This window comes from Empedobacter tilapiae (genome assembly GCF_004785645.1).
Taxonomy (GTDB): Bacteria; Bacteroidota; Bacteroidia; order Flavobacteriales; family Weeksellaceae; genus Empedobacter; species Empedobacter tilapiae.
Genome location: NZ_SRPE01000003.1, coordinates 233,605 through 249,261 on the forward strand (window position 1 = coordinate 233,605; position 15,657 = coordinate 249,261).

Here is a 15,657-nt window from a genome sequence, read left to right on the forward strand (position 1 = left end):
TAAAATCTTTTGCAGTTTCGGATTCTATTTTTTCTATGTTTTTGGTTAGTGAACAGTTTTGTTTTTGCTCAACATTTTGGGTGGAAAAATCCTAATTTTAGACAAGATTCTGTTCAACTTTCTGATACGATAAAGCTTACAAATAAAGGGATTTTATCCGAAAAATTTCAAGTTTTAGATTCGACAGGAAATCCAATTTCAAAAGAATTTTATACGATAAATTTTGAACGAAACGAAGTTTATTTCAATTCTTCAATAGCCAAACAAATGGTGAAAATTCAGTATTTTGTTAATCCAAAATTAGCCGAGTCTGTTTTTTATGCCAAAAATCCGAATATCATTGTCAACGATGCAAAACCAGTTGATATTTTTCATCAAATAGAACCGAATTCTAAACAAGCGAACAAAGATGTTTTTGATGGTTTGAATAGCAAAGGTTCGATGGTTCGTGGAATTCGTTTTGGAAACAATCAAAGTGCGTCTGTGCAATCTTCGTTAGATTTGGAATTGTCAGGAAAATTATCAGATGATATTACGGTAAATGCAGCAATTGCGGATAATAATGTGCCAATAGAATCAGATGGTTACACGCAAAATCTGCAAGAATTTGATAAAGTTTACATCGAGTTAGCGAGTAAAAATTCAAAAATTCGAGCTGGTCATATTGATATTAATACGAATCAAGAACGAGATTTTTTCAATCCCTTTAATCAAAAAGTAACTGGTTTACAATTATCAACTCAGTTGAAAGGAGAAAAATCCTTGACCAATATTTTTGCTTCTGGAAGTATTACACGAGGCGAATTTATGCGCGTTAATTTTGTTGGACAAGACGGAAATCAAGGTCCATACAGGCTTTCTGGGAAAAATAATGAATTGTATGTGATTATTATTTCGGGAAGTGAAAAAGTATATATTGATGGCGTTTTGTTGGAGCGAGGCGAGCAAAATGATTATGTGATTAATTACAATACGGGCGAAATTTCTTTTACTTCAAATCGATTGATTACCGCAAATACGCGAATTAATGTGGAGTATTTGTACAATTCTCGAAATTATTCACAAGTTTTACTTTATGGCGGAGCTGAATATGAATTGGAGCGATTAAAATTGTCAGGTTTTTTCTTTTCTCAAGGAGATTCGAAAAATAATTCACTTGGAAATGATTTGACAGATGCTGAAAAGCAAATTTTGGCAAATGCAGGAAATGATCCAGATAAAATGTACACTGTTTCTGCTGAGAAAACGACCTATGATTCGAATAAAATTTTGTATCGAAAAGTAAATCAAAATGGTTTAGATATTTTCGAATATTCGACGGATCCAAATGATGAATTGTATCAAGTGGCTTTCACGTATGTTGGAGCTAATCAAGGAAATTACCGACAAATAAATGCGAATCAGAACGGAAAAGTCTTTCAATATAACGAAGCAATTGCTGGCGTTTTACAAGGTGATTATGAACCAATAAAACAATTAATTTCCCCTAAAAAAATACAGATTTATACGTTGAATGGTCAATATCAATTGAAAAATAATGGAAATATTGGTTTTAATTTTGGTTTGAGTAATTATGATCAAAATTTATTTTCATCGATTGATGATCAAAATAATTCTGGTTTAGCAACTCGTGTTTATGGTGAAAAAACATTTTCTTTCAAAAATTGGAAAATTACACCTTATGCTGAATGGAATTTTATCAACAAAAATTATAAAAGTGCCGAGCGTTTACGAGCTGTTGAATTTGCTCGAGATTTTAATTTGGATCAAGAATTAAGTGGTGTTAATCAGAATTTTATTACGACGAAAATTAATTCATCTTGGAAAGAAAAATTTACTGCACAATATAAATTCGATTATCTTGAAAATACTGGTTTGTACAAAGGTTTGAGAAATCAACTTGATGCGAATTATAAAACTGAAAAAGACGAAATCGTTGCGCAAGCAAATATTTTATCAACAAAAGCAACGCTTCAAAATACCAATTTTGCGCGTTATATGGTAGATGGAAAACGAAAAATTGGAAATAAATTTTGGGTTGGAGCGAGAGTTTGGGGCGAAAATAATGACATGGATGATTTGACAAAAAATCAAAAATCAGATTTGAGTTTTAAATGGAATGAATTTCAGTTGAAAGGAGGTTTTGCAGATTCGATAGGTCATAAAATTGATTTAACAGTTTATCAACGTCAAGATGATTCGGTTCGTTTAGGAACTTGGCAAAATATTCAACAAAGTAAAGGCGCTATTTTTAATTCAACTTTAATTCAAAAACAAAATCATCAATTGAGTTTAAATTTCCATTATCGACGAGTTAATTATCAATTTTTAGATGCGCCGAACGAAGATTTTATGACAGGAAGCGTAAAGTGGTACAAAGCTTTTTTCAATCAAGGTTTACAATTAAATGTAGATTATGAAGTGGGAAGTGGAGTAGAACCGCAGCGTGAGTTTCAGTACGTAAAAGTTTCGGATGGAATGGGAATTTACAAATGGACGGATTATAATGGCGATGGAATTGAGCAAATTGATGAGTTTGAAGTGGCTGAATTTATCGATCAGGCAAATTATATTCGCGTTTATACGAATACAATTGAGTATTTGAAAACTAATAAAAATCAATTCAATTTTACGTTGCGTTTTCGTCCAAAACAAGTTTTTAATACCGAAAATGAATTTTGGAATCGTTGGATGTTTCAACAAAATATTTCTGCAAGTAATTCGTTACGTAAGGAGGGAACTACATTAGAGTGGAATCCTTTTACGAATTCTGCTCAAATTTTAGGCAAAACAAGAAGTATTCGTTCGTCGATTTTCTTTAATCAAGGAATACAATATAAATGGTCATCGAATTTTATTTATAATCAACAACAATCCCAAACGTATGTTTATACAGGTTCTGAATACCGTGATTCGGACAGTTATTTGTTGCAAATACGTTATAAGATTTTGCAAGATTTAATCGCAAGTTTCGATACCGAATATATGGTGATTAACAGCGATTCAGAATTATTTTTGAGTAGACGATATAAGTTAAATAATCTTCGTTTATCACGAAAAATCACTTATCAAACAGAAAAAGATCTAGTTGCGTCGTTATTTTATAATTATCAAAATAAGAAAAATGTTTCGGGTGAAGAACAATTAAATCAGTCGGATTTAGGAACAGAAATTCAATGGAATAGTTCGGATAAAATGAGTTTGTTGGGAAGTTTTAGTTTTATCAATAATAAATTTATCGGAAATCAAGAATCTGTTGTTGGAAATCAAATGATGGAAGGTTTACGTGCTGGAAATAATTTTGTTTGGCAGTTGCAAATTCAACGACAAATCACAAGTTTTTTGCAATTGAATATTTCGTATGATGGACGAAAAACTGAAGAAAATAAGCCAATACATACGGGAAGTGTACAAGTGCAGGCGAGGTTTTAAAATAATAAAAGACGATTTCAAAAATCGTCTTTTATTATTTTTTTTACATTCTGTTTACTTCATCAGAGTTCCCTGTTTCTCGGTTTTTAACAGATAATTTGTTGCTTCCGAATTTATAATTGATTCCAATTCGAATACTTTGCATATCCCATACATTTGCAAATTTTTGTATTACTCCATTATTATTTTGAGACAAGTGTTCTTGTGCTTTAAAAATATCTGTAGCATTCAAGCTTAATTCTAATTTTTTGTCGAAGATCAAATATTTGAATGAAAGATTAAATCTTGCATAAGGTTTTAGTGAATAATTTTGAAATGTTTCACCAAAATTTTGAAAGTAAAGCAAGTTGACAAATAACGTTTTCTTTTCGTTCAGCGTGAAGTCATTTGATGTAAATAAAGAGCTCGACCAGCCTTTGAAACGTTGTGTGGAAATTGCTACATTAGAACTTGAATAACTTACTTGAAAAGTAGAGGTACTTGTCCACCATTTTGTAGGATTAAATGTTAAACTTTGCGTCACGCCAATTTCGTCAGAATCTACAAAATTCATCCAAATAAAGGCATTGTTTTGCGTATTAGGATCAATAATAGAAGCTTGATTAACACCGTTTCTCAAACTCGAAAGGTAAACTCGTGTATCTAATTTTTTATACGTAAAAGTCAACTCAAAGTTATGTGTAAAAGCTGGTTGTAAAAAAGGATTTCCTTCATTATAAGTGTATTCGTTTTCAATCATTCTGAAAGGATTTAAACTTTCATAATTTGGACGATTGATTCGACGCGAATAATTAAATCCAAGCGAAGTTTTGTCATTAAACGTGTGTAACAAATAGAAACTTGGGAATAATTTTATATAATCAGTTTTATTGGTTTGATTTTTCTCTCTCGAAAATCCTTCGGTTTGTGTAGCTTCTAAACGCAGGCCAGCTTGCATTTGCCATTTTTCTCCAAACTTTTTGTTTCCAGAAACATAAACCGCTTCGTTTTTTTCTTTGTATTTGAAAAGATTTGATAGATCAGTGTCAAATGTATAATCTAAGTTTTCATTAGCTTCAAAAGCTTCAATCAGATTGTTTGATTTTGTCTGCGAAATTCTTGCACCAAAACTCAAATTAATGGTTTTCATAGGAAATTCAACATCTATTTTACCAGATAAATTCTCAATTCTATTATCCAAGTTACTTTTTCCTCCGAAGAAAGTATTGTTTATCTCATTACTATTATTATCAAATTCTTTTGAAGAAAAATTACGATTCATTGGAGAAGTATAATTTGCATAATCTGCGTCAAAAGAAATCTTTTTTCCCAGCGAATCAATTTTATATTCTGAAAATAGATTAATCAAAATTTGATTGGTCTTTTGATTTGAGAAAGAATTTCCACGATTTGTTTTAATGATTTGATTCAAATTATTTTTGAAGAATAATTGTTGTGGATTTTCAGAATCAGCCTTACCGTTATTAATTGAAAGTTTAGTTCCAACAGACCATTTATCAGTTAATTTATAATCAACAGCCAAATTTCCACCAATGTATTTGTAAATATAATCTGTATACGAAACACTGTGACGACGATTATCAGTAAAAAATAATTCGTTATCCCAAGTTCTCAAAAATCGACGATCGCCAATATTCATAGAACTTTGAATTGTCCACTTCTTTTTTTGAAGATTGTATGCAGCATTAAATCTTTCTGTGTTGCGCAAAGAACGTTGATAAGAACCTCCGATATTTGCATTCCAACTATCTTTTTTGATTCGCTTCGTTACAATGTTGAGAATTCCACTATTTCCTTCGGCTTCATATTTTGCTGGTGGAGTTGTAATTACTTCTATTTTCGAAATATCACTTGCGCTCATACTTTCTAAGTAATTTGCCAAATCGGTTTGTGACATATAAGTTGGTTTATCATCAATCAAAACCATTACAGAATTTTTTCCTGAAATTGCAATTGCATCACCTGCTACATTTAGTCCAGGTGTTACACGTAAAACGTCCATCGCAGTTCCTCCTGCTGCTGAAGTAGAGTTTTCTACATTGAAAACAAACCGGTCAATTTTGCGCTCCATTACTTTTTTCTGTGCATCAACTACCACTTCTTTTAAATTTGTTGAAGTTTTTATCTCGATTCTTCCTAGATCTATTGGTTGTTGTAAAATGATTTCTTTCTGAAAAACAACTTGTTCAAAATAGATAACTTCTAATTGATAAGTGTCTAATTTTGTATCAATACTGAATTGACCAACTTCATTTGTTGTAAGATTAATGATTGTGTCCTGATTAGAAAGACTAATATCTAAATAAGGAACTGCTTGGTTATTTTCGAAAAATTCACCTTTTAATTCGTAAGTCTGTGCAGATATAATAACCGAACATAATAAGAAAGAGAGTTGAATAAATGTTTTCATCTTGTATTAATTTTAAACAAATATTCGGATAGTTGGCCGTATTTCATTTATGTTATCGACGAACCCGGATAGATTATCGACGAATTAGATTAAAACCAAAAACCTCGAGAAATTTCTCGAGGTTTTTGGTTTAATTTATTTTTTCTTTATAATAAACAGGGTTTCCTTTTTCGTCGAAACCAATTATAGTTAATTGATAGTCTTTTGGTTTATCATTGTTGAAATAGTCTATTTCTGTACTTTCTCCTGACTCCGAATATAAATTTGGATTCCAAAACAAAGTACTTCTTATATCATTCGGGACATCGTTATAAAGTGATTCATAATCATCCAAGCTAAAATATGGTTGTGATTGATTATAACCACCAATTTGAATTAAATTATTTGGAATCATCGGAGTGTTGTCAATGGGAGTATCACTTCCTCGTTTCGAATAAATCGCAATTGCATTTCCAAGCAAACCAGCACCTTTAAAAATCTTTACCATTGCAATATCTCGTACATTGATGCTACTTAGATTGTCCGAATTCATTTTCATTTCGTTCCAATAAATTGCAACTTCAGAATTTCTGATTTTTGGAACTCCATTAGAAACTGTTAATCCAGGAACTCTTCCAGCTAAAAAATCAACAATATTAGTATAACTTTCAATTGGTTGCGATTCATTTACAAAATCAATAACGGTTTCATTCATACTTTGAAACATTCCACTACTTAATTCATTATTCAGTTTCTCAGTTTTTGAATTTTTATCTGCTTTCACTACAACTTCTTTCAAACGGATACTTTTGTCATTGATGATTTTGATGTTATGCTTATATGTATTCTGTTTTTCGACTTCCTCTTTATTCGCAGTTTCTTCTAATAAATAAGGTGTTGCAGGCAGTTTAGCTTTATAACTTGTACTTTTATAATTTGGTACAACAGACAAGGTTAGATTGCTATTGTTGGCTGGTTTTCCATTTTCTGAATTCAAGAAATAGTTCATCGCCATTGGACCATAATAATACAGATTATTCATTTCGAAATTACCTTCATAATCGGTATCAAGCGTTGCAAACTCTTTTCCATTATTCTGCATTTTGTAAATAATACTCAAAGAAGCATTGTTCAATTCTCTTCCGTTATTATAGGCTTTTATTTTGTAAGAAAGATATCTACGATCGTTGTCAATCGTTGGTTTTACGATATTTCCAACTACTAAATCTTCCCAATTGAATCTTTTCCATTTTTCTGTAATCAGAAGTGCATCCAAGTTTTCTGAGAATTCATTATTTTTAAAATATTGTGTTGGATGATTAATTTTCGAACTAAAATCTCGCGTCAACAACATCGCAGAAATTAAATTATCGTCATCATTGTTTTTTTGGTTTTTGATAACAGCTGAAAAATTAATTTCTTCAGGATATTTTATTTTAATTGTATTTAATTCTCGCGGATTAGTTGTTGTTTCGAAAGAAATTTCGGGTTTTTTGTACAATTCTTTTGGATTGATAAAAATCAAACGATTGGCAACTTGCATATCATTTGCATCAAAAATAGCAATGTTCAAAACGCCTTTATCATTATCTAAAACTTCTTTTGGAACATAAGTCGAAACTGATTCAACGCTTTTTACAATTTGAGAACTCATCACAAGTTCATTATTGATTGTTCCAAGAATTTTATGATTCAACAAAGGATTTTCTTGGTTGATACTTTTTAATTGTATCACAATATCTTTACTATTTCGAACAACTTTCAAGAGAATTCCATCTTTTTTAGCTTCAGGTAAATCAATAATCTGCTGATTTCCTTTTTCGTCATTCAATTGTACTTGATAAGATTTTCCCTCATCAGCTCTCAATGCAAAAGTTGCAACGTTTTCATCTAGATTATCAAATGTTATAATTTTGTTGATTGGATTATTTTTTTCGAAAACAAAACCATTCCATTTTTTTGGTAAATCTCCATCTGATTTTAATCTTACAGCAAATTTAGTTGTCTGATTTTGAATAAAATTTCCACCTTCCGCAAAAGCTTTAGCATTCCATTTTAAATTTGGATTAGGAACAAGTTTTAACTTGGAATTTGGATTATAAATTTTAATTTGATTGATATGTTGAAATTCTTCCGAAAAAAAAGTCATGTAAGTCGTATAGGCTCTTACAAAGTAAATTCCTTCCTCATTTTCATTTTTGGTATTCAGTGTGCCGTCACTTTCTCCATTAACAATAGGAACCAGTTTTCGATCGATTAATTTTTTGTCTTTATCGTATAATTCAACAATAAGATTTGTAGAAATAAAACTTGGTTTGTACCCATTTAATGTATAGGCTTTGAACCAAATATTGTCGCCAGCAATGTAATCTTCCTTATCAAATAATAAATAGACTTTTTCTTGAGCGTAATTTGTATTCAGACTTTTTATCGCCGTTTCTAATTTTGATTGCGCAAAAGTTGTAATCGAGCAAAAGTATAATGCGAGTAAATAAATATATTTCATGCGAGAATGATTAATCAAATAGAATTAATTTGAATTCTTAAAATTATCATTATTTAGATGATTTTATTCAAAATTTTTCTTAAAGTTTATCATAACTTTTAATTAATAGTATTTAGGGTTTTCATTGTTGAGGTATTCGATAATAGGTTCTTTTCTGAAGAGATAAACTATTTAAGTTACGAAGTTTTATTTTCTTTTTTACTATCGCATATCATTTTAAATGAGTTATTTAATGTTCAAATTTGTTATAGAAAAGTTAATCAATCAAAATAAAGACAAATGAAACAAAGAGTACCAGTATCTCAAATTATGGCGAAAGTTTTAATCGCAGTTCCTACGAATAAAAAAATAAGTGAAGTGAACGAATTATTTAAAGAATACAATATTCGTCATATCCCTGTAACTGAAGGAACCAAATTAGCAGGAGTTATTAGTAAGAATGATGTTTCTAAATTAGGATATGGAGCTGGAGAAATGGATCAAAATGCTTTAAATGCAATTTATGATACATACGAATTAAAAGATGTAATGGTAAAAAAACCGTTAACTGTTTCTCCTGATACAAATATTAAAGATGTTGCAGAAATTCTATCAGAGCAGAGTTTTCATTCTTTGCCAGTAGTTGATGATGATGAGGTTGTTGGGATTGTGACTACAACTGATTTAGTAAAGTATCTTTTAGAACAATATTAAAAGAAAAAGCCTTGCATTTGCAAGGCTTTTTTATGAATAATTATTTCTTAGAAATTAATTAGATTCCGTCAACAATTGCGTTTAATGTTGCAGATGGACGCATTGCAGCAGTTGTTTTAGCAAAATCTGCTTTGTAGTAACCACCAATATCTTGAGGTTTACCTTGCGCACCGATTAACTCTTCGTTAATTTTAGTTTCGTTTTCTTGCATAGCTTTTGCAACTGGAGCAAATTTAGCAGCTAAATCAGCATCTTTTGTTTGATTAGCTAACGCTTCTGCCCAATACATTGCTAAATAGAAGTGAGAACCACGATTATCGATAGTTCCTAATTTACGACCTGGAGATTTGTCAGTCGCTAAGAATTTAGCATTTGCTTCATCTAAAGCATCAGCTAAAGTTTGTGCTTTTGCATTTCCTTGTGTTTGAGAAACGTGCTCTAAAGAAGCTTGTAATGCTAAGAATTCACCTAAAGAATCCCAACGTAAGTAACCTTCTTCTACGAATTGCTCGATGTGTTTTGGAGCAGATCCTCCCGCACCAGTTTCGAATAATCCACCTCCGTTCATTAATGGAACGATAGATAACATTTTAGCAGAAGTTCCTAATTCCAAAATTGGGAATAAATCTGTTAAGTAGTCACGTAAAACGTTACCAGAAACAGAAATAGTATCTTTTCCTTCTCTCGCACGGCTTAAAGTTTCTTTCATCGCGTCTTTAACGTCCATGATACGAATATCTAAACCTGTTGTATCGTGATCAGCTAAGTATTTTTCAACTTTTTTGATGATTTGTTGATCGTGAGCTCTTCCTTTATCTAACCAGAAAATTGCTGGAGTATCAGATAAACGAGATCTGTTAACAGCTAATTTAACCCAGTCTTGGATAGGAGCATCTTTTGTTTGAGACATTCTGAAAATATCAGAAGTTTCAACTTTTTGCTCTAATAATGTGTTTCCGTTTGCGTCTTCAACTTTAATAGTTCCATTTGCTGGCGCTTGGAAAGTTTTGTCGTGAGAACCGTATTCTTCCGCTTTTTGAGCCATTAATCCAACGTTAGGAACAGAACCTATAGTTGTTGGATCTAATGTTCCGTTTTCTTTCATATCGTCTACAACAGCTTCGTAGAAGCCAGCGTAAGAACGGTCTGGGATGATAGCTACAGTATCTTCTTCAGCACCATCTTTGTTCCACATTTTACCTCCATTTCTTACTAATGCAGCCATAGATGCATCAACAATAATATCAGAAGGAACGTGGAAGTTAGTGATTCCTTTATCAGAATTAACCATTGCTACGCGTGGTCCGTTTGCTAAATCAGCTTCAATTGCAGCTTTGATTTCTGCTTCTTGAGGTTGACCTTTGATTTTTTCGAATAAATCAGCTAAACCATTGTTTGGATTAATATCTAATGATTTGAAAGTCTCAGCATATTTTACGAAAACATCTTTGAAGAAAGTTTCAACGATTGCTCCAAAAATAACTGGATCAGAAATTTTCATCATTGTAGCTTTTAAATGAGCTGACAATAATACGTTTTTATCTTTTGCTTCTTGGATGGCTTCTTGAACGAATGATTTCAAAGAATTTAAGTTCATTACAGAAGAATCAATTACTTCACCAGCTTTTAAAGGTGCTGCAGATTTTAATTCTTGAACAGAGCCATCTTCTCCGTAAAATTTGATTGTATAGTCAGTAGCATTTTCTAAAGTAGTTGAGTTTTCAGTACCATAGAAATCACCAGATTTCATATAAGCAACTTCTGTTTTACTATCTTTTGCCCAAGTTCCCATTTTGTGAGGGTTAGCTTTTGCATAGTTTTTAACAGCTTTTGGAGCACGACGGTCAGAGTTTCCTTCACGTAAAACTGGGTTTACAGCAGAACCTAAAACTTTTCCATATCTTGCTTTAATTGCTTTTTCATCTTCATTTTTTGGTTCAGCAGGATAATTTGGTACTGCAAAACCTTTCGCTTGTAATTCAGCAATCGCTTCATCTAACTGAGGAACAGAAGCCGAAATATTAGGTAACTTAATGATATTAGCTTCCGGAGTGTTAGCCAAAGCTCCTAATTCTGCTAAAGCATCAGGTATTCTTTGTTCTTCTTTTAAGAATTCAGGGAAGTTAGCTAAAATACGACCAGCTAAAGAAATATCTGGAACTTCGATTGTAATATCAGCTGTTTTCGTGAATCCTTGTACGATTGGCAAAAATGAGTGAGTTGCCAACATCGGAGCTTCATCCGTAAGTGTGTAATGAATTTTTGACATTATGTTTTAAATTTTTTTGAGACTATTCTAATAATAGTCAATTAAAAATACATCTTTTCAATTTTGAATGCAGGAAATGCAAACTTTGCAAATATACAAATTTTAACAGATTAAATTGACCATAAATCAATCATTTACACTAATATTAGTATAATATTTAACATGATTTTTGATAGGTCATCAAGTTGATAATTTATTGAAAGAAAATTGGTCAAGTTGATAATTTTTGAATCATTTTTTTTTCAACTTCATGTATAAGTTCACTTTTGAGAAAATCGTCTTTTTAGTTCTTCTTAAGAAACCAATTTTTATAAACTTAGTTTCTTTCTTAATTTTGCATAAAACAATTCTTTTGAAACAAAATTTAGCGACAATCGCATTTTATAATGTCGAAAATTTTTATTCTAAATCTTCAGATGAATCTTTTCTGCCAAGTAATTTTATCAAATGGAAAGATAATCGTTACGATACAAAGGTAAATAAGATTGCTTTTTGCATTTCTAAAATTGGCAAATTAGAAACAGACGAATTACCTTTTTTGGTTGGATTAGCTGAAGTTGAAAATGATGAAGTTTTACAAGATTTAATTCAAAATGATTTTTTGAAAGATGGTAATTATAAAACGCTTCTATATGAATCGTTGGATGAACGAAAAATAAATGTTGGATTAATTTATCGTCAACAATTTTTTGAGGTTATAGAAAGCGAACCAATTAGATTTGTCTTTAAAGATCAGTTTGATACAAGATCTTATACACGAGATATTTTATACGTGAAAGGAAATTTGGTTGGAGAGATTGTTCATCTTTTTATTATTCATTTACCTTCTAAAATTGATAAAGAAATCAATCAATTAAAGCGTCAACATATTTTTAAAACGATTCGAAAAAGAATTAACAATTTGTTAACCGAAAATTATTTGGAAAAAATTCTTGTTATTGGAGATTTTAATGATTCTCCAACAAATTCTGATTTAATTGAAGAACTGAATACACGTTCCCAAAAAGAACAAATAAATAGATTCGAATTATTCAATCCAATGGTTAGTTTACAATCGTATAAAAGAGGATCACTAATTTTTAAGAAGCAGTGGATGTTATTTGATCAACAGCTTTTTTCTAAAGGATTTTTTACTTCGAAATCAAATTTAGAATATGTCAAAACTGATATTTTTGATGTAGAATTTTTGAAGAATACAGGCGGGAAATCAACTGGTTTACCCTTTAGAACTTTTGTAGGCGGAAAATATTTCGGAGGATATAGCGACCATTTTCCCGTATATACCATTTTAAAATATTAAATTTGTAGCGGTTTAATTTTAAGGAAAGGTGAGAATCCACGAAAATGGTCAGGTAGAAATTGACGGAATCGATAAGTTGATTCTGAATGCCTTTATGTATAATGCAAATATCCCTGTTTCTCAATTGGCAAAGGAATTGGGGATTTCAAATACAGCTGTTCATCAACGTATCAAGAAATTAGAAACGTCTGGTGTTATTGATTCTACAAAGGTTATTGTTAATCCTGCAATCTTGGGATATTCTACAATGTCATTTGTTGGTGTTTTTATGGATAAACCTTCTTCATATAAATTAGTCATAAAAGCTTTGGAAGAAATTCCAGAAGTAGTGGAAGCTCATTTTACAACAGGAAATTATGGGATTTTCTTGAAAATTTTGAGTCGTGATAATTTGCATTTAATGAATGTTTTGAATAAAAAAATTCAACAAATTGATGGAGTTACACGTACTGAAACAATTATTTCGTTGGAGCAACCAATAGATAGACAAATAAAACTTTAATATACAAAGATGAATATTAATCAATATTTAGACTCGACGTATCTTAAAACACCTGAACAAGCAGGTATTTCGAATTCTGATACATTGGATATCGTGCATAAATTAGCACAAGAAGCCATTGATAATGAAATTTATGCAGTAATGATACGACCTGATTATGTGAGATCAGTTCGTGAATTATTGAATGAAAAAAAATCGAATGTAGTTTTGGGAACTGTAATTGGATTTCCTGAAGGAACTTACGATTTGAATGAAAAGTTGAGAGAAGCGCAAAAAGCAATTGCAGATGGAGCTGATGAATTAGATTTTGTAATAAACTATGAAGCGTTCAAGAAAGGTGACATTGATAAAGTGAAGGAAGAAGTTGAAACAGCAACTTCTATTGTTTTGCGAGAAGGAAAACTTGTAAAATGGATTATAGAAACTGCGGCTTTAACTGATGATCAAATTGTTGGAATTACACAATTAATTCGCGACATTGTTACAAAAAAGATAGGGGAAGAAAATACTTCTAAAGTTTTTGTGAAATCTTCGACAGGATTTTATAAAACAGAAAATGGAGAACCTAATGGAGCGAATGAGCATGTAATTAAATTAATGTTAGAAAATGCAGGTTTGTTACCAGTAAAAGCTTCTGGAGGTGTTCGTACGACAGAAGAAGCGAAAAAGATGATAGATTTGGGTGTTAAGAGAATTGGAACATCATCTGCTTTAGCAATAATACAAGGAAAAGAAATTTCAGGAAATTATTAAAAGAAATATTTTTTTATACTATTTTAAAGCCTCAAATATGTTTGAGGCTTTTTTTATTCATTAAAAATAAGGTGGTATTTTTTTAATTTACATAAACTCTTAAAATAGGGTATTGTGTTTTATGTTACTTTTGCGATTCTCAAAATATAACTTGATTTATATCAACTGTTTTGATTGAGAATGGTTGTAATTTTGCACACAAAACATTATAAAATTATATAGGTTTATGTTATTGAATAATCGTAATGTTTACAATAAAAAAAGTTTTGAAATAGGTTTAACAGCTTTTGAGCTTAGTAGTATTAACCAGATTGAAGATTGGAAAAATGAATTTTCAATTGTAGATTATTATGGTATTATCTGGTCTGGGTCAAAAAAGTTTATTCATATTATTAATGGCAAAGAATATATTTTACCCAAAAATAGTTTTCTTTTTATTGCGCCGAATCTTATACAGGATTTTGTAAAGCAACCATCAAGAAGTGATGCTTATTATATTGTTTTTAAACAAGAATTTTATTCAAAATCTATCGAAGATAATTTGAAATTAGAAAATTCTACACTTTTCTCAAGGGATTTGATCAATATTGTGGAGAATAGTATTTGTTCTGCTCCTATTTTCGAAAATAATTATATCAAATATTTTTTTACTTCTTTTGAAAATGAACTAGATATTAAATTAGCTCATAACCTTTTGGAGCGCATTATTATTAATGGACAAATGGAAACATTTGATATTCAGAGTCAGTTTATACAAGATGATTTTGACGTTGAACTTGCAACAAAGTTTAAAAAACTTCTGCAAGATAATGTGAACGAAGAAAAGCAAGTTTCTTTTTATATAGATAAATTATTTATAACAAAAAGAAGGCTAAATAAAGCAACGCAAATTGTTTTTGGAAAAACGGCAAAAGAAATGATTGTAGAAGAATTGATGAAAAATGCAAAGATTTTATTAGTCAATTCTAAAATGTCAATAAAAGATATTGCTCTGGAACTGAACTTCCTTCAAGAGACCAATTTTACGGCGTTCTTCAAGAAAAATGCAGGTATTTCTCCTACTAAATTCAGACAAAGCGCTCCGAATTAAATAGTTAGAAATGTCGTTTTTCATCATCTTTTGGTACTTTTTTATCTTTTAAGACAGAAAACAACTTCTACATTTGCAACCGCATTTGAGAATAACCAATCTTAAATATAAAAACTACCAGATTATTTAACAAATATTTTTTAACAAACTTTTAATAAATTATAAGATGATGAAAAAAGTACCATTTATTTTAACAATTTTCTGTGCATTAGTTTCTGGAATGGCTTTAGCTCAAAAAACAGCTCAAGCTACATTGAATGTAAAATTATATCCAATTCAAACAATTGTTATTGGTGGTGACAATACAGTAAATTTAGAATATAAAACAAAAGAAGATTATTCTAATGGTGTAACAGCAAATATGAATGATCATTTAGTTGTTTATAGTACAGGTGGTTTTGCTGTAAAAGTAAAATCTGAGAACGAAAATTTAGTTTTCACAAAAGATGGAACTACTGATAAAATTGCTGCAAATACAATTAATTTACAAGCAACTTTAGGAACTGGAAATTTATTAAATTCTTCAACATTTAGTAATGTTGTTTTAGATAATTCTGATAAAAATTTGATTTCAAGTTCTGTAGGTGGTACAGATTTAAAATTCAATGTTGCATATAACGGAAAAGGAAACAACGATTATGTAAACAAATATTACAATGTTGAGAATCCTAATGTGTATACAACAACTGTAACGTACACAATAGAAGCACAATAATATATAAA

General features: G+C 30.5%; 10 protein-coding genes. 7 read left to right on the forward strand and 3 right to left on the reverse strand.

Translation table 11 applies throughout. The features are described from left to right. Positions 1-48 precede the first annotated feature (48 nt). Positions 49-3,432, forward strand: a complete 3,384-nt coding sequence (locus E4J94_RS05205; RefSeq protein WP_246034260.1) for a hypothetical protein — start codon at positions 49-51, stop codon at positions 3,430-3,432. Positions 3,433-3,475: 43 nt separating this feature from the next. Here the strand turns inward: E4J94_RS05205 and E4J94_RS05210 are convergent, their stop codons facing one another. Together E4J94_RS05210 and E4J94_RS05215 are read right to left on the reverse strand one after the other, a co-directional pair. Beyond that, complete coding sequence (locus E4J94_RS05210; RefSeq protein ID WP_135834796.1) at positions 3,476-5,842, reverse strand: outer membrane beta-barrel family protein; 2,367 nt, start codon at positions 5,840-5,842, stop codon at positions 3,476-3,478. A gap of 130 nt (positions 5,843-5,972) precedes the next feature. Continuing rightward, positions 5,973-8,327, reverse strand: coding sequence for an alpha-2-macroglobulin family protein (locus tag E4J94_RS05215; protein WP_135834797.1), 2,355 nt, complete (start codon positions 8,325-8,327; stop codon positions 5,973-5,975). A gap of 279 nt (positions 8,328-8,606) precedes the next feature. Here E4J94_RS05215 and E4J94_RS05220 point away from each other — a divergent pair, with 279 nt between their 5' ends. After that, positions 8,607-9,020 carry a CBS domain-containing protein gene (locus E4J94_RS05220; protein ID WP_135834798.1) on the forward strand — a complete coding sequence of 138 codons (414 nt, stop codon included), beginning with the start codon at positions 8,607-8,609 and terminating at the stop codon, positions 9,018-9,020. 58 nt (positions 9,021-9,078) lie between these two features. Here E4J94_RS05220 and E4J94_RS05225 read toward each other — a convergent pair whose 3' ends face one another. Continuing rightward, the gene (locus tag E4J94_RS05225; protein WP_135834799.1) at positions 9,079-11,289 is read right to left on the reverse strand and encodes an NADP-dependent isocitrate dehydrogenase; all 2,211 of its coding nucleotides are present in this window, start codon (positions 11,287-11,289) and stop codon (positions 9,079-9,081) included. Between the two features lie 352 nt (positions 11,290-11,641). Here E4J94_RS05225 and E4J94_RS05230 point away from each other — a divergent pair, with 352 nt between their 5' ends. From E4J94_RS05230 to E4J94_RS05250, 5 genes are all read left to right on the forward strand, one after another. Further along, positions 11,642-12,589 carry an endonuclease/exonuclease/phosphatase family protein gene (locus tag E4J94_RS05230; RefSeq protein ID WP_135834800.1) on the forward strand — a complete coding sequence of 316 codons (948 nt, stop codon included), beginning with the start codon at positions 11,642-11,644 and terminating at the stop codon, positions 12,587-12,589. Between the two features lie 28 nt (positions 12,590-12,617). Next, positions 12,618-13,091, forward strand: coding sequence for an Lrp/AsnC ligand binding domain-containing protein (locus E4J94_RS05235; protein WP_135834801.1), 474 nt, complete (start codon positions 12,618-12,620; stop codon positions 13,089-13,091). Between the two features lie 9 nt (positions 13,092-13,100). Further along, positions 13,101-13,844 (forward strand): deoxyribose-phosphate aldolase, encoded by a 744-nt coding sequence (gene deoC / locus E4J94_RS05240; RefSeq protein WP_135834802.1) that lies wholly within the window; start codon positions 13,101-13,103, stop codon positions 13,842-13,844. 226 nt (positions 13,845-14,070) lie between these two features. Further along, positions 14,071-14,934, forward strand: a complete 864-nt coding sequence (locus E4J94_RS05245) for a helix-turn-helix domain-containing protein (RefSeq protein ID WP_135834803.1) — start codon at positions 14,071-14,073, stop codon at positions 14,932-14,934. 169 nt (positions 14,935-15,103) lie between these two features. Continuing rightward, positions 15,104-15,649, forward strand: coding sequence for a hypothetical protein (locus E4J94_RS05250; RefSeq protein WP_246034261.1), 546 nt, complete (start codon positions 15,104-15,106; stop codon positions 15,647-15,649). Positions 15,650-15,657: the final 8 nt, after the last annotated feature.